At 41.4% G+C, this 20,514-nt stretch carries 14 protein-coding genes; 3 read left to right on the forward strand and 11 right to left on the reverse strand.

Translation table 11 applies throughout. The annotated features are described in order from the left end of the window. Window positions 1–103: 103 nt before the first annotated feature. The 6 genes from M1E86_RS19630 to M1E86_RS19655 all read right to left on the reverse strand — a co-directional run bounded on the left by M1E86_RS19630 (window position 104) and on the right by M1E86_RS19655 (window position 8,637). Window positions 104–1,768 carry an LTA synthase family protein gene (locus M1E86_RS19630; protein ID WP_125893740.1) on the reverse strand — a complete coding sequence of 555 codons (1,665 nt, stop codon included), beginning with the start codon at window positions 1,766–1,768 and terminating at the stop codon, window positions 104–106. A gap of 69 nt (window positions 1,769–1,837) precedes the next feature. Next, window positions 1,838–3,706: a selenocysteine-specific translation elongation factor gene (gene selB / locus M1E86_RS19635; RefSeq protein ID WP_213913805.1), complete on the reverse strand. Its 1,869-nt coding sequence runs from the start codon at window positions 3,704–3,706 to the stop codon at window positions 1,838–1,840. Continuing rightward, window positions 3,703–5,094 (reverse strand): L-seryl-tRNA(Sec) selenium transferase, encoded by a 1,392-nt coding sequence (gene selA, locus M1E86_RS19640; protein WP_125893744.1) that lies wholly within the window; start codon window positions 5,092–5,094, stop codon window positions 3,703–3,705. The genes selB and selA overlap by 4 nt, the downstream gene beginning before the upstream one ends. Window positions 5,095–5,116: 22 nt before the next feature. Then, entirely contained in the window at window positions 5,117–6,052 is a 936-nt protein-coding gene (fdhE, locus tag M1E86_RS19645; RefSeq protein ID WP_140172669.1) for a formate dehydrogenase accessory protein FdhE, read from the reverse strand. 359 nt (window positions 6,053–6,411) lie between these two features. Beyond that, the gene (locus M1E86_RS19650) at window positions 6,412–7,185 is read right to left on the reverse strand and encodes an FCD domain-containing protein (RefSeq protein ID WP_413776255.1); all 774 of its coding nucleotides are present in this window, start codon (window positions 7,183–7,185) and stop codon (window positions 6,412–6,414) included. 156 nt (window positions 7,186–7,341) lie between these two features. Beyond that, complete coding sequence (locus M1E86_RS19655) at window positions 7,342–8,637, reverse strand: MFS transporter (protein WP_125893750.1); 1,296 nt, start codon at window positions 8,635–8,637, stop codon at window positions 7,342–7,344. Window positions 8,638–9,018: 381 nt separating this feature from the next. Between M1E86_RS19655 and uxuA the strand changes: the two genes are divergently transcribed. The 3 genes from uxuA to uxaC all read left to right on the forward strand — a co-directional run bounded on the left by uxuA (window position 9,019) and on the right by uxaC (window position 13,163). Beyond that, window positions 9,019–10,206: a mannonate dehydratase gene (gene uxuA / locus M1E86_RS19660; protein ID WP_213913806.1), complete on the forward strand. Its 1,188-nt coding sequence runs from the start codon at window positions 9,019–9,021 to the stop codon at window positions 10,204–10,206. 64 nt (window positions 10,207–10,270) lie between these two features. Then, window positions 10,271–11,737 (forward strand): fructuronate reductase, encoded by a 1,467-nt coding sequence (locus M1E86_RS19665; RefSeq protein WP_213913807.1) that lies wholly within the window; start codon window positions 10,271–10,273, stop codon window positions 11,735–11,737. A 13-nt stretch (window positions 11,738–11,750) separates the two neighbouring features. Continuing rightward, window positions 11,751–13,163, forward strand: a complete 1,413-nt coding sequence (gene uxaC, locus M1E86_RS19670) for a glucuronate isomerase (RefSeq protein ID WP_213913808.1) — start codon at window positions 11,751–11,753, stop codon at window positions 13,161–13,163. A 58-nt stretch (window positions 13,164–13,221) separates the two neighbouring features. Here uxaC and M1E86_RS19675 read toward each other — a convergent pair whose 3' ends face one another. The 5 genes from M1E86_RS19675 to oxc form a co-directional block, all read right to left on the reverse strand. Further along, window positions 13,222–13,935 carry a YoaK family protein gene (locus M1E86_RS19675; protein ID WP_125893757.1) on the reverse strand — a complete coding sequence of 238 codons (714 nt, stop codon included), beginning with the start codon at window positions 13,933–13,935 and terminating at the stop codon, window positions 13,222–13,224. A gap of 487 nt (window positions 13,936–14,422) precedes the next feature. Continuing rightward, window positions 14,423–16,156, reverse strand: a complete 1,734-nt coding sequence (locus tag M1E86_RS19680) for a nitrilase-related carbon-nitrogen hydrolase (protein ID WP_125893759.1) — start codon at window positions 16,154–16,156, stop codon at window positions 14,423–14,425. 224 nt (window positions 16,157–16,380) lie between these two features. Beyond that, window positions 16,381–17,637: a formyl-CoA transferase gene (frc, locus tag M1E86_RS19685; protein ID WP_213913810.1), complete on the reverse strand. Its 1,257-nt coding sequence runs from the start codon at window positions 17,635–17,637 to the stop codon at window positions 16,381–16,383. A 75-nt stretch (window positions 17,638–17,712) separates the two neighbouring features. After that, a complete protein-coding gene (yfdV, locus tag M1E86_RS19690) occupies window positions 17,713–18,657 on the reverse strand; it encodes a transporter YfdV (RefSeq protein ID WP_004906833.1) in 945 nt (314 codons plus the stop codon). A 104-nt stretch (window positions 18,658–18,761) separates the two neighbouring features. Further along, window positions 18,762–20,465 (reverse strand): oxalyl-CoA decarboxylase, encoded by a 1,704-nt coding sequence (oxc, locus tag M1E86_RS19695; RefSeq protein WP_125893764.1) that lies wholly within the window; start codon window positions 20,463–20,465, stop codon window positions 18,762–18,764. Window positions 20,466–20,514 lie beyond the last annotated feature (49 nt).

Genomic DNA, 20,514 nt, shown 5'->3' on the forward strand with positions numbered 1-20,514 from the left:
AATAATAATTTTTAAGAAAATATTAATATTTAAGGTCGGGGAATAGCAAAAAAGAGGGGATCAGCCGTAAATATCATAAATATCTACGGCTGATAATAACATCCTATTGAACATCGCCTTTATTCGCATTGGCTGCGTCTAAAGTGCCATAAACATAGTTACGGTAGCTATCAAGTAGCTTTTGGTCCTCACAATCATTTAGCTTGCCATCACATAAGTGACGCATTTTGATGTTGGCCTCATAAAACGGGGAAATTTTTAAATTTGCCCTTTCTAACAAAATTCCGCCTAAGAAGGAAATATCCGTTAACTGCCCTGTTTTTATCGTAGTCCCTGATTTCAAATTATCCCGCAAAGTAAATTGTGTTAGGTAAGCGGGTGATGAAAATGAAGAATTATACTGATTTAAGCTAATACCTGGTTGATGGTCTCCAAAATATAAAAACATCAACGGGCGCTCACGTTTTTCAATAAATTCGGCGAAATCACGTATTGATGCATCTGAAGTTACGATTTTGTCCATATAATGGCTAAATTCGCCTGCTGCATCTGGGTTTTTAATTTTATCTTTTATGCCATAGTCATCACTGTGATTCTCTTTGTAAGGGCCATGTTCATACATTGTAAGAGAGAAAATAAATACGGGTTTATCTGTTTCTTTAGCTAAGATTTCTTTTACGTATTTCAGCATGTCATCTGTGCTGATCGTCCATAAATTATCCTGCAGTTTTCCTGGGTAACCAAGTTCTTGTGGTTGAATAATTCTATCAACCCCAAGCGTTTCATAAGCATGACCGGAGTGGTAAGCACCTTTATTAAAGGGAGTAAGTACCACAGTATAATAACCATTAGCCTTCATTTCTTTGAATAAGCTATTTTTAAGATGGTCAACGATAAAGTAAAATACGCCACTTTTTTGTGCACCGAAATCATCGCTATTTAAACCGGTTAGCGCTGAGAATTCAGATAACCAAGTCCCACCACCAAAAGTTTGCACCCGCATCTGACTATGCGCACTAACGCCACTATCTCGCTGGAACATAAATAAATCAGGAAGCTTGGTTCCTTCCGGTAAATTATAAATATGTGGGTCAACGGTAGATTCTTGCAATAATAAAACGATATCTGGTTTTTCTGATCCCACATTATTGTCTAAGGAAACTGCCGCTGCTTTCTCCACAAAGTAATCGGCTGAACCTGCAAATTCAGGGGATTGGTAACTCGCATTCTGTGCTGACATAATAATATTGGTCACGGTCCCACGGCCTTTTGGCAACGTCTGAGACCACCTGTCATAATAATGTGAGCTTGTTAAGTTAATACCGAAGTAACCTGCAACAATAAGAACAGCACCAATAACGCGAGTCATTTTTGATTTACTTGGCTTGAGCAACCGCCAGCTAATCACCCCATTGATGACTAATAATATAAGCAGCCCAACCAAGGCGACACCCGCTAACCAATAATGGCCTAAGGTTCCCATATTGGAAGTGTCCGTCATGATATTGATATCACTAAAGAAGAGCTGTTCTTTGTAATAATGAACTTTTAACTGATTCAAGAATTTAATGATGATAAATAATGTACTGGTAATCACCACAGAAAATAACCAGCGGGCTGTTAACACCATTAAAATACCGAATAAAACGGCATATACACTGACCGATATGAGCACAGGATAAATTACGCTACCTTTTTCAAAAACCAAGAAAAGGGAGCCAATAAAGATCAATGCCAGATAAAAGCCTGCAAATAACTTTTTCTTCATCAGTTTTACCACAAATTTAATATTGGAGGTTGCTATGAGGCACTACTATAACGGATCCAAACACTCAATTTATTCAACGAAAATGCCTTTGTCTCGTAAATAGTGACCATCGCCTTTACGACGAGTAAAACCGCTTTTATCAAAAAACTCAAGAATTTGAATAGCAAGCTTACGGCCAATGCCTAATTCGTTACGGAAATCAGCTGCAAAAATGGCCTCATTTTCCAAGCAATAGCGATGAATCAATGAAGCAAAATAGTTAATTTGCTCATGGCTATAATAGCGGTCACGAACTATCGCTGTAATTAATCCCATTTGCGCAGCCTTTTTTAGAACGCGGCGCATCGTATCTTCTTCATAACCACTTTCTAATGCTAAATCACGGACCCACCACGCCTCGTTACGCGAAAATAAAGGATGTATTTGCTGCCAAATTAACTGCTGTTGCGCATCAAATACCAGCCCATGTTGGGGCATATGTAACCAACCTCGAGTTTGCTTAATAACATTTTCATCAATGAGGTCATTAATGAATTTAAATGTTAACGCCTCACTCATGGAAGGTAGAGCCATACGTTTTAAACGAGCTTTACCCACACCGATTTGGTCACTGTGTATCTCATTAAATTTCTCAAGGGTTTGAACAATGCGATCTTTTGCTATTTGAGCTTTAAATACGGATAAAACATGGTTTCCAACACGTTCTACATCTGATTGTGATAGCAAATTATCTAACGCGTCATGGGTGAGTTGCCGTGCCCAACTGTAATCACGTAAATTAAGTTCACCTTGAGGAAGTTGTAACTTAAAGTGAGCCAGCTCATCTTGTTCTCGGCAAAGCTTAGATAACCAATCCAAAAACTCTGGGAGCCTTTTGCCTCGGCGTGGAGAAACCAAACGTATCACGCGAGCACCGCCTAACGTTTGGCGAGCGCTAATATCACGGATGATTAATCGGTCATTCTCTACTAGCCATAATGGGGTATCTAAAATTAACTCAGCAAGCACGGGGGTTTCACCTTGCTCCACTAATAATGACACTCGCCCAGTGATATGGCTCGCACCATGATAAAGATGCACAGGCTGCCAGTGCTTAATTAAGGCATCGCATTCCAATTCGACAATAACCCGTGTTGCAATGAATGCAGGTTGCTCCGCAAGTAACCAATCACCTCGGGTAATATTTTCTTTATCAATATCGCCCGCCAAGTTTAAGGCCACGCGATCACCCACAACAGCGAATTCAGATGTTTGGTTTTGCCGATGAATGCCTCTGACACGAACTTGCTTATCTGCGCCAGTCACCCAAAGTGACTCGCCGACGTGAATTTTTCCTGCTAATGCGGTGCCAGTCACCACTATCCCTGCGCCTTTTACCAAAAAAACGCGGTCAATGGCTAAACGAAAACGACGTTGGGTATTAGGATGTGAACCACTTTGCTGATGAAGTTGTTGCAGATATAACCGCAGCGCATTAATGCCACGGCCATCTTCAGTAGACGTAATAAATAATTTTGCGTCAGGCCAACCTTGCTGAGACAGCTCGGAGGTGACTTGCTCTGTAACTTGTTCAATTCGTGAGTGATCGACTCGGTCAGCCTTCGTCAATACGACACTGACATTTTCACAGCCTGCTAGTCTTAAAATCGAAAGGTGTTCAAGGGTCTGCGCCATTACCCCATCATCACAAGCGACAACCAAAAGAGCATGGTTTATGCCGCCAATCCCTGCCAACATATTGGCTAAAAACTTTTCGTGTCCAGGAACGTCGATAAAACCAATAGAACTCCCATCTGGCTGTGGCCAGTAGGCATACCCTAGGTCAATGGTCATGCCGCGCTTTTTTTCCTCGGGAAGGTGCGCGGTATTAACGCCAGTAATAGCTTGAATTAAAGAAGTTTTACCATGGTCAACATGGCCAGCTGTCGCAAAAATCATGAAAGTAAAGCCTGTAATAATGCATGTTCATCATCAAGACAGCGCAGGTCAAGCCACAATTTACCTTCTTTCATACGCCCAATCACAGGTTGAGGTAACTGACGCCACTGTGTAGCGAGTTGCTCTAATGTGCCACCTTTTCCATTTAGCGGTGTAAAGGTTACCGCAAAACTAGGAAGCCGGTCGATGGGAAGTGAACCGCTCCCTATTTGTGAGAGACAAGGCTCCACTTCAACAATAAATTTGTCCCCGTAAAAGGCTTGTAGAGCAACAACTATGCTTTCTGCGCTATCACGGATCGTCTCAGGGTCTCGGGTCAACCAACGCAATGTGGGTAAATCTGTTGTGAGTTTCTCAGGAGTTAGATACAGTTTTAGTGTTGCTTCTAGCGCAGCTAAAACCATTTTATCAACCCGCAAAGCTCGTTTTAATGGATGCTTCTGAATTGCATCAATCCATTTTTTCTTCCCTAAAATGATCCCTGCTTGTGGACCACCGAGAAGCTTATCTCCAGAAATTGAAACTAAATCAATGCCTTGAGAAAGGTAGCTTTGTGGCATCGGTTCTGCGGGTAGCCCATAAGCTGTCATATCAATCATCGAGCCGCTACCTAAATCAATTGCTGTCGGTAATTGGTACTTTCTACCTAACTCTGCGAGCTCTTCACCTTCAACTTCAGCCGTAAATCCTTCAATGCTGTAATTACTGGTATGCACTTTCATTAATAATGCAGTTTGATCATTAATCGCATTCTCATAATCACGTAAGTGAGTCCGATTCGTGGTTCCCACTTCAACTAATTGGCAGCCAGCCTGCGCCATCACATCAGGCACTCGGAAAGCGCCACCAATCTCAACCAATTCACCCCGAGAAACAATTACTTGCCGACCATTTGCAACTGTTGCTAATAATAATAAAACGGCTGCTGCATTATTATTAACAATGCACGCATCTTCTGCGCCAGTGAGTTCACACAGCAAATCAGCAATCGCACGGTCACGATGCCCACGCATCGCGCCATCTAGAGAATACTCTAATGTGACAGGCGAACTCATCACCTGGCTAACCGCATTCACTGCGGTGGTCGACATTACCGCGCGGCCTAAATTGGTATGTAGCACTGTACCAGTCAAATTAAATACGTTTTTTAGCGCACTTTGCCCTAAAGCTTGATGGCGTTGAACTAACTCTTTGACCCAATCGTCCTGCCAAGCAGGTAATTTCCCTGCCTGTGCAATACAGGCTCGAGCTTGCTCCTGCATCTCACGTAAACATGCCGTGACCCAGTGAGCCCCTGATTGTTCAACCAATATCTGAACTTCATCGAGCTGCAATAATTTATCAATAGCAGGAAGTTGACGATATAAAGCCAAGTCTGATTCAGCCATAGTCACAATTCTCTTTTACCGCTTATTTTTCACCAGGGAACAAGAACGGGTTAATACTACTACGCGCAAAGCCTTCTTCTTCCATGCGAGCATCTAAAATAATTGATGCTAAATCATCAGCAACAGCTTCAACTTTGGCTTCTTTTTCTTGATAAAGAATCTTCAGATAGCTACCACAATCACCACAGCTTTCCGCTTTAACTGCTGCATTTTCATCATCTAATGACCAATAATTTAATTTACCGGTTTGCTCACAGTTACTGCATTTTACGCGCACCATATGCCATTCGGTTTCACATAAATTACAGTGTAAATAGCGTAAACCTTGAGAGGTGCCAATTTGCACAATACTCGACACTGGCATGCTATTACAAACAGGGCAGAAATGACGATGGTCACCATGTTCCGCACGCGCTTTACCTGGGATATTTGCGGCCATTTGCGCCCAGTACACCGATAGTGCAGCCCAAATAAACATCGATTTATCCGCAGGCACTTTTTCAAACTCTTCATTCAGCAAAGCCGTTGCCATACCTTCAAGTTCTGTTTCAGAGGCTTTATTCAGGTTTTCTAATGCAGGTCGCACAGACTCAGGCACGACTGGCATTAATTCAGCAATAATTGCCGTTAATAATTTGTGCCAATGTGTTGTCCGTGGAAATGTTTTTGCATCCAATGGCGAATTATTAGTATTTGTTGTGCGTTCAAGGATAGAGACCATATCCACTTCTAATGGATTATCATGCTGTGCATTATGTTGGGCAGTTGCCACTTCAGCAGCAAAATTCAGATAATCTGCAAAAGGATGTTCTCCCGCACCAAGTTCTTTTAGTCGCTCAGCACGGCGCTGATATAAGCTTTTTAAGTTAGGAAACAGAACTGGTGGAATAAAACCAATTCCCTTTTCTTTCAATCTTTCTTGTCCTAACTCTTCTTTAGGAACGATACGAATCCCCATTGCGTTCTCTCTTTTCTATTTTTTTATAACGACAATTCCCGAGAAAAGGCTATTTATTTTCTCGAAAGCGTTTTTGCTCATCATATTTATATCCGCGAAAGCGGTTCTCTAACATTCAGGATAAAACAAAAGTCACCTTGAGGCTACTCTAGCACCAGAATTATCCCTCGCATAAACCCGTAGTAGATCAAGGTAAATGTAAATCAGGATGATGATTGTTTTATTTGATATAAATAATTTGTTATCACTAGGATAAAAATAGTGAAGTTGAGGTTTGAAGTGGTTATGACTGCAAGGCGCTCAATATCATAGTCGCTCTATTGTTAGTTAAGAGCGACCTATTCAAATTAAATTTGTCTTTAATTACGTACTAAAACGACAGGGTAAGAATTGAATAAATAACCATCAAAATTAGGGTCGTCAACGTCCGATAGCTCAAGTAACCTTTGCTTTACATTCTCCAAATGCTGCCACATAGCTTCTTTTGCCGCTGCAGGATCTTTTTTGATCATGGCCGCTAAAATGACTTCGTGATCCGTCATCCATGCTTTTCGATAGTCTTTATCTGTGATGCGCGCGTGTAACTTTTGCCACATCGGGTTGTTTTCACGCCACTCCCATGATTGTTTCAGTAACTCGACTAACATACTATTATGCGTTGCTTGCGCTATCGCAAGGTGAAACTCACGATCTCCTATTTCATCTTCACCTGTTTTTAGTTCATCTCGTTCTCTTTTAAGCGCTTTACGCATATTCGCAATATCTACAGGGGTAACTTGTGTTGCTGCGAATTCTGCAATATTGCTTTCGAGTAATTGACGAGCTTGAAGTAATTCAAATGGCCCTGCGGCATTAAGAGCAAGGCCGTCAGGTTTATCCTGCTCACCAATTCCCTTGTCCTGAGGCAGTGCAATAACATAAACCCCAGACCCCTTACGAACTTCAATAAGATTTTCAATTTCTAACATAATCAAAGCTTCGCGTACGACTGCACGTGAAACATCTAGCATTTCAGCAATTTCCCGCTCCGGTGGAAGCCTGTCACCAATCGCATAGCTCATATTAGAGATCATTTGGCGTAAAGCATGGCCGACTTCCTGATAGGGGCGTTTATATTCAGTAAACTGTGTCATTACATTGGCCATTCAATTAAAACTTAACTTTTATTATATTTAGTTTAACAGATATTGGTCGACCAAAAATAGTTTTGTACTACACAAGTGCAATAAAAAACAAATAAAAAGGCGCAGAACAATAAATTCCGCGCCTTTTCAAATAACTAGCACTAATTACGATGTTGCTAATGAGTTATCTTGATTATGCCCATTTTCTTCCGGTTCTTTTTTTTCTTTAATAAGGATCCACAATACTGCAGCACCAATTAAATCAAAAACAGCTAAAGCCACAAAGAATGGACCAAAACCGATGATACCAACAAATGCACCGATGAATAAATTAAAGATTAACTGACCAGTCCAAGCACACGCACCTGCCATACCAACAGCTGTTGCAACTTCGTTCTTTTTGAATAAATCCGCACCGAGAGTGGCTGCAACTGTTGATAATAGCTGGTGAGAAAATCCACCAATACTAATAAGTAAAACAGCAACATATGGATTCTCAACAATACTCACTAAGCCAATGGTCGTCATCAAAATGGCACCAATGGTAAAAGTAATACGGCGCGAGTTAATTAATGATACTCCACGGTCATTTAAAAACTTGGCAACAAAACCACTTGCCAAGCAACCTAAATCTGCCATTAGGAATGGCAGCCAAACAAACATTGCGATTTCTTTGAGGCTAAAATTTAGTGTTTCTACAAAGAAAATAGGTACCCAGAAGTTAATCGTTCCCCAAGCCGGGTCAGCAAGAAAACGAGAAATCCCAATTCCCCAGAAATTACGTTGTTTCAAAATATTTGTAATAGACGTTTTTTCTTTCTTAGATACCTGAAGATATTTTTCTTGTCCATTTTCGATATAAGCACGCTCTTCATCGGATAATCTTTTCGCATCTTTAGGGTCTTTGTAAAAGAAAAACCAAATAAATGCAGCGATAATGGCCAATATACCCGAAATGATGAAAGCAAATTCCCAGCTATGAAATAGGATAGCCCAAGCAATTAATGGTGGCGCTAACATGGCACCAAAGGATGTTCCCATATTGAAAACACCAGTTGCGATGCCTCGCTCTTTCGCTGGAAACCAAGTTGATGCAGTTTTCACACCGGCAGGAATTGCGGAGGCTTCACTGAACCCCATGATCCCTCTCATAAAGGCTAAACCTTGCCATGAGCCTGTTAATGCATGCCCCATAGTGGCTAAACCCCAGATTAATGCACAAATAAAGAATCCTAATTTCAAGCCAATGGTGTCAATAAAAAAACCCATTATTGGTTGACCAATTGTATAGGCTAACTGGAATGCACTCACAATCCATGAATACTGTTCCTTTGTGATCCCTGTAGTTTCCATGATGGTTGGAGCAGCAACACCGAGTGCGGTTCTATCTAAGTAGTTAATTATGGTAATGAAGCAAACCAGAAGAATCATGTACCATCGATAATGTTTTAACTTTTTCATAATCAGCCTTTTACGTTTTATATTTTTCTTGTAATCCTGAATGAATAAATGGTTAGCCCCGTTAAAACCAAATTGGTCAACCAGTGGTAAAAATAGTTTTAAATTGATAACTCTTCTATTTTATTGTTCGGATTCTGCATAAAACAAAGGCTTTATTTTGTGAGCTGCCTCTTACTTTGTTATTGGTCACCCAAATTTAATGGGTATTTGTGATCTGGTTAACCAAATTGGTTGACCTCTATAGATCTTAAAACAACATCGTGGCACAATTTTTATAAAATAAGTGAACTGACTATCGGTTCCAAAATACGGCGCGACAAACTTGCAAAAAAGCTTATTAGCCGATTAAGAAGCATCTGTGAAATATAAACGAGGTTAAGTATGAAACAAACTTGGCGTTGGTACGGGCCGGCTGATCCGGTTTCTCTATCGGATATTCGTCAGGCAGGCGCAACAGGAATTGTAACGGCACTTCATCATATACCTAACGGTGAAGTATGGAGTGTTGACGAAATACAAAAACGCAAAGACTTAATTGAGGCCAACCAATTAGAGTGGGCGGTAGTGGAAAGTATTCCTATTCATGAAGATATCAAAACACATACTGGTGACTGCGATAAATGGATAGCAAACTACCAACAATCAATGCGTAACCTCGCAGCTTGTGGTATCCGTACAGTTTGTTATAACTTTATGCCAATACTTGATTGGACACGCACTGACTTAGAATATGAGCTTCCAGATGGCTCAAAGGCATTACGTTTTGATCAAATCGCTTTTGCTGTATTTGAGATTTACTTATTACAGCGAGAAAATGCGGAGCAAGATTACACCGCTGAAGAACAAGTTCAGGCAAAACAACGTTTTGAATCCATGAGCGATGAAGAGAAACAAAAGCTCATTAGTAATATCATCGCGGGCTTACCTGGTGCAGAAGAAGGGTATACCCTTGAGCAGTTCCGCCAACACCTAAAACGCTACGCAAATATCGATAAAAATAAATTACGTGAACACTTTGCTTATTTCTTAAAGAAAATAATTCCAGTTGCAGAAGAAATTGGTATGAAAATGGCGGTTCATCCCGATGATCCTCCTCGCCCAATTTTAGGTTTGCCACGTATCGTCTCAACAATTGAGGATATGCAATGGATGGCAGACACCGTTGATAGTGATGCAAACGGCTACACAATGTGTACAGGCTCCTATGGTGTAAGAGCTGATAACGATTTAGTGAATATGATCCGTACCTTTGGTTCACGCATTTATTTTCTGCATTTGCGTTCAACATTACGAGAAGATAACCCAAATACATTCCATGAAGCGGCGCATTTGGCGGGCGATGTTGATATGTATAATGTGGTTTGCGCTATTGCTGAAGAAGAGCATCGCCGACTACAAAGTGGCTCAGGTGAATTGATCCCTATGCGTCCAGACCACGGACACCAAATGCTTGATGACTTAAAGAAAAAAACAAACCCAGGTTACTCCGCGATAGGCCGCCTCAAGGGGCTCGCAGAACTGAGAGGGCTAGAATTAGGGATCCATCGCGCATTCTATCAAAAAAAATAATCATTCACCGTTGTACCTGACAGGCGGTCACATGATATTGGCCGCCAATCAACAGGGAATCATCATGGAAAAAAATATCGTTACTGCGGCAATTAATGCTAATCGCCCAAACTGGACAACAGACCGCCTAACCACCCGTATCGTGCATCTAGGTTGTGGCGCTTTTCATCGTGCTCACCAAGCGCTCTATACTCACCACGTGTTAGAAAAAACAGACAGTGATTGGGGCTATTGTGAAGTCAATCTCATGTCTAAACATGATGCGGCTTTGATAGAAAATCTTAAGCAACAATCCATGCTTTATACCGTGGCAGAAAAAGGTGAAACGCATACCGAATTAAAAATTATTGGCTCAATGAAAGAAGCGCTGCACCCGCTCATTGATGGTGTTGATGCCATTCTTGAAAAAATGGCTTCGCCTTCTGTCAGCATTGTTTCTCTTACTGTCACTGAAAAAGGTTATTGTGCCGACCCCGCAACAGGGAAATTAGATACAAATAACCCACTCATTCAACAAGATTTATCAACGCCAAACAATCCCGCCTCAGCGATTGGCTATATCACTGCGGCTCTAAAACGAAGATCTGAACGCAAACTACCGCCATTTACCGTACTTTCTTGTGATAATGTTCGCGAGAACGGCCATGTCGCTCGAGAAGCGGTTTTAGGATTAGCGAAATTACAAGATGCTGAATTAGCCCAATGGATAGAAGAAAACGTCACATTCCCTTGCACTATGGTTGATCGCATTGTTCCCGCAGCAACAGAAGAAACCTTGGCTGAAATAGCAGAACTTTTAGGTGTTAAGGACGATTGTGCTATTGCTTGTGAACCTTTCCGCCAATGGGTCATTGAAGACAACTTTGTCAATGGTCGGCCAGAATGGGATTGTGCCGGTGCACAATTCGTTGAAGATGTTGTTCCATTCGAACTGATGAAACTAAGAATGTTAAATGGTAGCCACTCTTTCTTAGCCTATCTTGGCTACTTAGGTGGATACGCACATATCTCTGATACCATGACTAACCCCGATTATTGTCGTGCCGCTCATGCATTAATGTTAAATGAGCAAGCACCAACCTTGGTTATGCCAGAAGAAACTGACTTACCTGCCTACGCCAATAATTTAATTGAGCGCTTTACGAATCCATCATTGAAGCACCAAACATGGCAAATCGCGATGGACGGTAGCCAAAAACTCCCACAGCGTTTATTAGACCCAGTCGCATGGCATATCGAAAACCAATCTGATTATCGTCATTTAGCGTTGGGGATCGCCGGCTGGATGCGTTATGTCGCAGGTGTAGATGAACAAGGCCAAAAAATTGATGTCCGTGACCCGCTTGCTGATACATACGCCACCATTTATGCGAAACATGGGCTAACTGTTTCAGTTGTTGATGATTTACTCGCCATTGATGCCATTTTTGGTACTGAGTTACCTCAAAATCCACACTTTGTCGCTGCAATTAAATCAGCTTATCAACAGTTGCTTGATATCGGCGCGCGCCAAGCCGTTGCTAAGCTTTAAATTGGATACTGATATGAAAACATTTCTTTGTGAAGATTTTTTACTCAATAACGAAATGGCTCGCCGTCTTTATCATGACTATGCTGCAACAATGCCAGTCTATGATTATCACTGCCATTTGAACCCTCGTGAAATAGCAGAAAACCGCCAATTTGATAATCTTGGGCAAATCTGGTTAGAAGGTGACCATTATAAATGGCGTGGAATGCGGTCTGCTGGGATCCCTGAATCTCTTATTACAGGCCGTGAAACGAGTGACTACGAAAAATATCAAGCTTGGGCAAAAGCGGTTCCTATGACGCTAGGTAACCCTTTGTACCATTGGACTCATCTAGAATTACGTCGCCCTTTTGGTATTACGGGTAAGCTCTTTTCCCCTGAGACCTCTGAAGCCATTTGGCACGAAGCAAACGAAAAATTGGCTCACCCCGAATTTTCAGCTCGTGGGATTATGCAGCAAATGAACGTACACATGGTCGGTACAACCGATGACCCAACAGATCCATTAGAATATCATCAAAAAATTGCACAAGATGATACTTTCAATATCGAAGTCCGTCCAAGTTGGCGTCCAGATAGAGCATTTAAAATTGAGCTTGATGGTTTCGTCGATTACATGACGAAATTAGGGCAATCAGCGGATATTGAAATTAATCGTTTTAGTGATTTATTGTCAGCTTTAGGATCACGCCTAAACCACTTTGATAAGCATGGCTGTGTGGCCTCTGACCATGGAATTGAAGTGCTACGCTACGCCCCGATCCCCGATGAAAGTGTGCTCGATACTATTTTACAAAATAGACTTCGTGGGCAACCTCTGGATGAGCAATCTATTGCTCAATTCTCTACTGCAGTCATTGTCTGGCTAGGTAAGCAATATGCTAAGCGAAACTGGGCTATGCAATTGCATATTGGTGCATTACGCAATAATAACACCCGGATGTTCAAACTGTTAGGTGCTGATAGCGGTTTCGATTCTATTGGTGATAGCCCTATAGCTTACCCACTTTCCCGTTTGTTAGATGAAATGGATAAGAGCAATGAGCTACCAAGAACCATTTTATATTGCTTAAACCCTCGTGATAATGAGGTACTAGCAACTATGATTGGCAATTTCCAGGGTGGTAGCATAGCAGGGAAAGTTCAGTTTGGTTCTGGTTGGTGGTTTAATGACCAAAAAGACGGCATGGTGCGTCAACTTGAGCAACTTTCACAATTAGGCTTATTAAGCCAATTTGTTGGAATGTTAACCGATTCTCGTAGCTTCCTATCCTATACGCGTCATGAATATTTCCGTCGCATACTATGTAATATGATTGGAACTTGGGCGGTTAATGGTGAAGTACCAAGTGATGAAAAAATGCTAGGAAATATGGTTCAAGATATCTGTTTTAATAATGCACTGAATTTTTTCACTTCAAAATAATGACTGTCATTTTATGAGATAGGCGGTATTTTCCCGCCTATCACTCATTGTTCAAAAACTAGTTAGAATCTATTGGCACTCCTTTATTTTCTTTCGAAAATTGGTGGCCAAAGAAAAATATCAAACATAGTGGGATTAATGTGGCAAATAAAGCATATTCCTTAACATAATCAGCCAATAACACCATCATGAAAGCCCCGCCAGCAAAACCCAATAGCGTCAGAAAGTAACAATAACTCTTATATAATGCACTTTTTCTTTCTTGACCTTTAAATGCAATAGACTCTGCCAATGAGCTAAAACCCAGTTGTACATTCAAAGTCACCGCAATATTGCCATATAGCATGCCATTAATCTTATGAAACGCATTACCTTGCATTCCCGCAATAAAAGAAAGAGCCCAAACAGCATGAAACCCATTAGAGTGAACATTAAAGAAAAAAATATAAACAATGAGTAATAATAAAAGGACGATTTCCAGTGATAATAATGTAAATGTCCATGTTTTTTCATCGGTATTATAGCGGTAGCGGATCCATGCCAACAGCATTGCCCCCGCACCAAAGGAAATAATGGAAACAATATAAGGCATCACTGCGGTTAGGCCATGCTTAGCAAACTCATAACCTAACATAATAATATTGCCTGACTGAAAAGTAGCGAATGATTTAGTCGTAAAGAAGGCATATCCATCGAGCATTCCTGACGCAATAGCTAATAAAAATGCGATCGCAGGTAACTGCATAAAAGGAACTTTTGGAGAGGAAATCATAGTTTACTTACCTGTCTTGATGATTCTTTTTCTGACTGACTTAGTCGACTGATATATACCGTAAAAATAGGAAAAACCGTCATTGCCGCCCACTAAATGGCATCCCCATACGTTTTAACATCAACATTAAGACCCCGTTCGAAAATGTAGAAAATTAAGCTAATAAAATAAACCGTTGAAAAGAGTAAAATCATATAAGATAAAAAAATCACATGTAAAATAGATGCAGAACTAAAATTGAATATCAAAGTAAATTGACCGCTTGAGAAAGGGGTCATGATTGAATGTTTCAATAGCAATACTCGCGATTAAAACCAACGAAGCAACACACCTTAAAAATGGAGTGTTTTAATCCGGGTTTCTTGGCTACCAAACTGTCGAAAAGTCAGCATATAAATAATCTAGTTATGGAAGTCATTAACTATAGCTCCTATTCACAGTAAGATCCCGTTGCTATATTTCTAATAGCAACGGGATGATATGAACATTACTGCGTCAGTGGGGGGAACCAAATAGCTTGCTGACCACTCACCAACCGTTCTTGGTTAATCCAAGTAAAAGGAGCGGGTACCTGAGCTTGTAAACGTACATCTTCAGCACCTCGTTGTGCTGTCAATGTTGGAGTCAGCACAACAGGCTCTGGCCCATAAATCGCGGCTGACGTAGAATCACGTTCGTTTCGTCCACCACAAACCACCCATAACTGATTTAACGTAGCGATCGCATAAGGGGCAAAATCGGCACGCCCTGTTGGCGGCTCTTCAACCGAAAAAAGATGGCTATCAATCTCCACTTTTAAATCACTCGGCATACCCGCTGGCGCAGCAAGAATATCAGCGCGTAACGTACTATATAAACCACCTAACTCAGGTACGTCTAATTCATGTGCGGCTGCCAGCGCAATACGGCCAATTGGCGTTGCTGTCACACTCACAGAGCTACCCGCTGTTGCCCAGCCACTATCCCGCTCATTAAGATGTGTCACACGATAGCGCGCTAATATATCTCCTAACGGCCCTGCAAGTACTACCGTATGGAACAATCTATCCTTTTCAATTTCAGGGTAGCTTCCAACAATATACCCTTTCCCTTTTTGAGCGGCTTTACACAATGTTTGCTCGAAAACCCCACCCTGTTGTTCAGCATAAGACAAAACAATGTTGGGATCGTTGGTATAAGGTAGTGCGGAAAGCTCAGGAAGTACTAGGAGCTCATTTTCCCCCACTTGAATTGAGTCTAGTTTAGAAACCGATTTTTCCCACTGCGCTGCAATAAGTGTCGTTTGTGTTATTGTTGACGTAGCATTGATATCTGTTGGGCTGCGGTGAAAAGCGAGCGTTGGGAAATATAATTCAGGGCGACGCTTCGCCAGTAATGCATCGCGTTGTGTATCCGCTTCATCTAAATCAATTGTCGCACTGTATATACCATTTAGCCCGGGTTCTAGCTCTAACGGGCTAAGCACTGGAGATTGTGCCACTTTATGCCCTGATGGCGCCCATACGCTCGAACCACCATTATAATAAAGCTGTCCTTTGGTAATTGGATTGGTTTCAATTCCACTACGTGTTGCACAAATTACCCACACTCCATTGAAAGCACTCATATGCTGCACATGTGCAACGGTTGAATGATCGCCAAGCATTTCAGCAGGAGTCGCGTTCGGCATCATACGGTCAGAGACTGAATGCCAACCAATGATTTGTGCACCTTCCAATGCAGCTAACCGAACATATTGCCAGTAAGTATCATCATAACAAATCAATAAGGCGATACGGCCAATCGGTGTTTCAAAGGTTTTCACACCGGTATTACCCGGAGCAAACACTTTTTGGTCTTGGGAATTCAGGCCTATTTTACGATATTTACCAATAATGCCTTCTGGCCCCATCAAAACAGCGGAATTATAAGCTAGCCCTGTTTCGCTATCTCGTTCCGCGATACCGACACTCATATACATCCCTGTACGAGCCAATATAGGCAATACTGCCGCTGTCGTTTTTCCTGGGATGGTATCTAAATAAGGTGCTAATTCCGTAAAGTCTGAAAATAAATAACCACTCACTGCCGTTTCTGGAAATACAGCGTAATTTACCCCTTGAGCGGCCACTTTTTCTGTCGCTTCGACTAAACGTTGAATATTTCCATTTAGATCTCCCCATGCAGGAATAAAATCAACGGCTGCTACTTTACTGCTTTTTTTTATTTCAGCAATACTCATACAATAATCCTTATTCAAAGAATTTATTAGTAAATAAATAATTTTTTGCTATTAATAAAAATAAATATTAAATAGGAATGATATTTCTATAACTCCAAATAATTTAGGTAATAATAGCTTGAGTGTAGCGGCTATATTTAAATACATCGAGAACCTAAATATAGCTGCTAATATTAATTTTCCATTTTAGAAAGTCATATTAAGAGCGAATTTAATGTTATTAATTAAATAACATTATTTTTTCTCATTTCCATAATTTGTTCATCGCTATAACCAAGCTCTTTTAACACTTCGTTATTATGTTCCCCTAACAATGGAGCACTTTTAATTTCAGGCATAAAGGCTGAAAACTTCATTGGGCAGCCTACCGTTAAATATGTCCCTCGTTTTGGTTGTTGAACCTCGACAATCGAGCCGCTACGACGCAAAGAAGGGTCTTCCATAATTTCTTTCATACTTAATACTGCAGAACACGGCACATCAAACTGATCAAAATAATCGGTTAGTGCATGTTTATCTTTGTCTTTAGCGATTTCTTCAATTGCATCCCATACATCTTGGATATGGCTTGCGCGTGCCTGTGTAGTGGCAAAAGCAGGATCAGTTTTCCATTCTGGACGCCCAATGGCATCACAGGTATTTTCCCAATTATGGTCTTGATTAATAAAGTAAATGTACGCATTTGGGTCAGTATCACTGCCTTTGCACTTAAGCATCGTTCCAGGTTGACCTCCCCCACTCGCATTTCCCCCACGGGGAACCGCATCACCAAACGTGCCATTTGGGTATTGAGGGTATTCCTCTAAGAAACCGAGTTTTTCTAAACGTTGTTGATCACGCAATTTCACACGACATAAATTAAGCACCGCATCTTGCATTGACATGGTCACACGTTGGCCTTTACCTGTTTTTTCTCGGTGTAACAGCGCCGTCAGTATGCCAATCAATAAATGCATACCCGTATTACTATCACCTAATGCTGCAGCACTTACCGTTGGCGGGCCATCAGGAAAACCCGTTGTCGATGCTGAACCACCAGCAGATTGAGCAACATTTTCATAGGCTTTCACATTCGCATACGGCGAGTTCTCATTAAACCCTTTAATCGAACCAAAAATTAACCGTGGATTAAGTTCTTGAATGTACTCCCACGTAAACCCCATATGGTCGATAGCCCCCGGATGAAAATTTTCAATTAATACATCAGATTGACGTATTAGCTTCTCCATTACGGCTTTGCCCTCTGGGGTTTTAGTATTGAGCTCTAAAGAACGTTTATTACTATTTAACATCGTAAAATATAATGCATCGACATCAGGGATATCACGTAATTGATTACGCGTCACATCCCCAACCCCTGGTCGCTCTATTTTGATCACATCAGCGCCGAACCACGCAAGCATTTGTGTACAAGATGGGCCTGACTGGACTCCCGTAAAATCAAGAACGCGTATCCCATCAAGTGGTTTTGAAGAAGTCATAATTCACCTTTTTACAAAACTGCCATGACGCAGTCTCTCACGCCATGGCAACTCATTTTGACCCATTTACTTTTTCTATGAAACGAGCCGAGAGATGTAAATCCACGCTGGAGCCGCAATGATAAAACCAAGTACACTCACCGCCAGCGACGCTGTTCCTGTACGGGTATACAGATTAAAGCGGCTTGCTATAATGATCCCAGAGAAAGCAGGTGGTAACGCTCCGGCTAATACCATCATTTGCAGTTGCTCTGTTCCCATATTAAACATCATACCTGCGAGCAACATTAATCCTGGCATTAACACTAGCTTTAATAGCGTGTTATAGACAATCTCACCATCGAACTCGAATTTATTTGCGGCTAATGTCAGACCGGCAGCAAATACCGCAACACCTGAGTTTGCTTTCGCAATTAAATCAAATGTCGGATCCCAAACGGTAGGAATTTTCACACCAACCAATACCAGTGCAGTCGCGAGTACCGGAGCCCATACGACAGGTTCTTTAAAGGCTGAGATTAATGCATCCATACCGCCGCCGCCCTTTTTCCCTTCTGCATCAGATGGGTTCAGTAAGAACAAGCCAATCGGAATTGTAATGGCATTAACGATGATGGATATAATGGCAACAACTAACCCCGTTGAAACGGTTTCACCATAAATAGGGTCTAAAACCGCAAACCCTAAGAAACCAATTGTCGGAGAACCTGCAATTAATGCACATACCGCTGCTTCGCCACGACTATGTTTAAAAATATATTTACAGCTAAAGAAAGAGAAAAAGAAACAAACAAGTAAGACTACAAATGAAATAATCGTCAATTTAGCGTCTGCAAATATCATTTCTCGATTAGCGCGTGCGATAGAAACAAATAATGCAGCAGGTAATGCGTAATTTAATACCAACTTATTGAATGCTTTCGCTTGGTCACTGGTAAATACATTTCGTTTACCACTCACATAACCTAATACCATAATAATAATGATAGGTAATAGGTCGCTCATAAAAATCTTATACATAAAATCAGCCATAAGACCCACCTATTTTTGGCAATAAGATCCCGTACGCTACTCATTAAAATGAGTCGCGTAGGGTGATCTTGGTTAGTTAACGTTATACTGCGTTAATTTTTTACGACAGACTTCGGATTTAAATTACCAATATGGCCACTTTCCGTTCCAACTGCAGGGTCAATAACAACGTTTATCAAGGTTGGATGACCCGATGTTAAACCGGCCTTCAAAGCCTCCTGTACTTCTGCAGGGGTTGTTGCTTGATAGCCAATGCCACCAAAAGCCTCAATCATTTTGTCATAACGAGCACCGCCCATTAAAACAGTCGGAGAAGGGTCTTGGTCACCATGGAGATTTACACCATCACCACGATAAATTCCGCCATTATTGAAAATCAAAATAGTGACAGGCAATTTGTAGCGACAAATCGTTTCAATTTCCATACCACTAAAACCGAACGCGCTATCGCCTTCAATCGCCACAACTGGCTTACCACTGGTTACAGCGGCACCGATTGCATAACCCATTCCAACGCCCATTACGCCCCACGTTCCACAATCTAAGCGCTTACGTGGTTGGTACATATCAATAATATTTCTTCCATTATCCAGCGTGTTAGCGCCTTCATTAACGACATAAACGTCTTGGTGATCGACCAGCACATCGCGGATTGCACGTAACGCATTGAAATAGTTCATCGGGGAAGTGTCAGTGTTCAACTTAACTGCCATTTTCTCGACATTGATTTTCTTGTGTTCATCAATGCTGGTAATCCATTCCGTTGGGGACTTAACAGGGATTGATTTAAGTCCTGCCAATAATGATTCAATACTTGAATAAATATCGCCAACAACGGGAGCCGCTATTGGACGGTTACTATCGATTTCAGAAGGTTCAATATCTAACTGAATGAATTGCGTTTCTGGTGACCAGTGCTTACCTTTACCATGATCAAGCAACCAATTAAGACGTGCGCCCATTAATACCACAACATCTGCACTGGATAAGGCATATGAACGAGCTGATGCGGCTGATAGAGGATGTATATCAGGTAACAAACCTTTAGCCATAGACATCGGTAAATAAGGGATACTGGTTGTTTCAATAAATTGGCGAATATTATCATCCGCTTGGGCATAAGCAGCGCCTTTGCCCAAAATAATTAATGGCCGCTTAGCCGATGCGAGCAACTTAAGGGCTTTATTTACTGAATCGGGTGATGGAATTTGTCTTGGTGCAGGGTCTTCAACGGTAAAAATGGTTTTATCCGCAGCGTCTTTATCCATCACGGCAGATAAAACTTCCGTTGTTAAGTCAAGATAAACCCCACCCGGACGGCCTGATACCGAAGCACGGATTGCTCGAGCGAGTGCGATACCAAGATCTTCGGGTTTATTCACACGGTAAGATGCTTTTACGAAAGGTTTTGCCGTGTTCATTTGGTCTAATTCTTCGTAATCACCTTGCTGCAAATCAATTATCGCTCTGTCGCTCGAACCACTGATTTGGATCATTGGAAAACCATTGGTGGTTGCATTAGCAAGAGCAACCATACCATTCAAGAAACCCGGTGCCGATACCGTTAAACAGATACCCGGTTTTTGGGTAATAAACCCACTGATTGCAGCCGCGTTTCCCGCAGATTGCTCATGACGAAATCCAATATAGCGAATACCTTCAGCTTGCGCATGCCTTGCCATGTCCGTTACTGGAATTCCAACAACACCGTAGATTGTATCAATGCCATTTTTTTTGAGAGCATCGACAATAATATGCATACCATCAGTCAGGTTTTGGGTTTGATCAGCAGACATGTCTACCTCATAATTAACTGATTAAAAGATTAAAGGGAGTGATAAGTCA

It is taken from the genome of Providencia sp. PROV200 (genome assembly GCF_049901995.1).
In the GTDB taxonomy this organism is placed as follows: domain Bacteria; phylum Pseudomonadota; class Gammaproteobacteria; order Enterobacterales; family Enterobacteriaceae; genus Providencia; species Providencia rettgeri_E.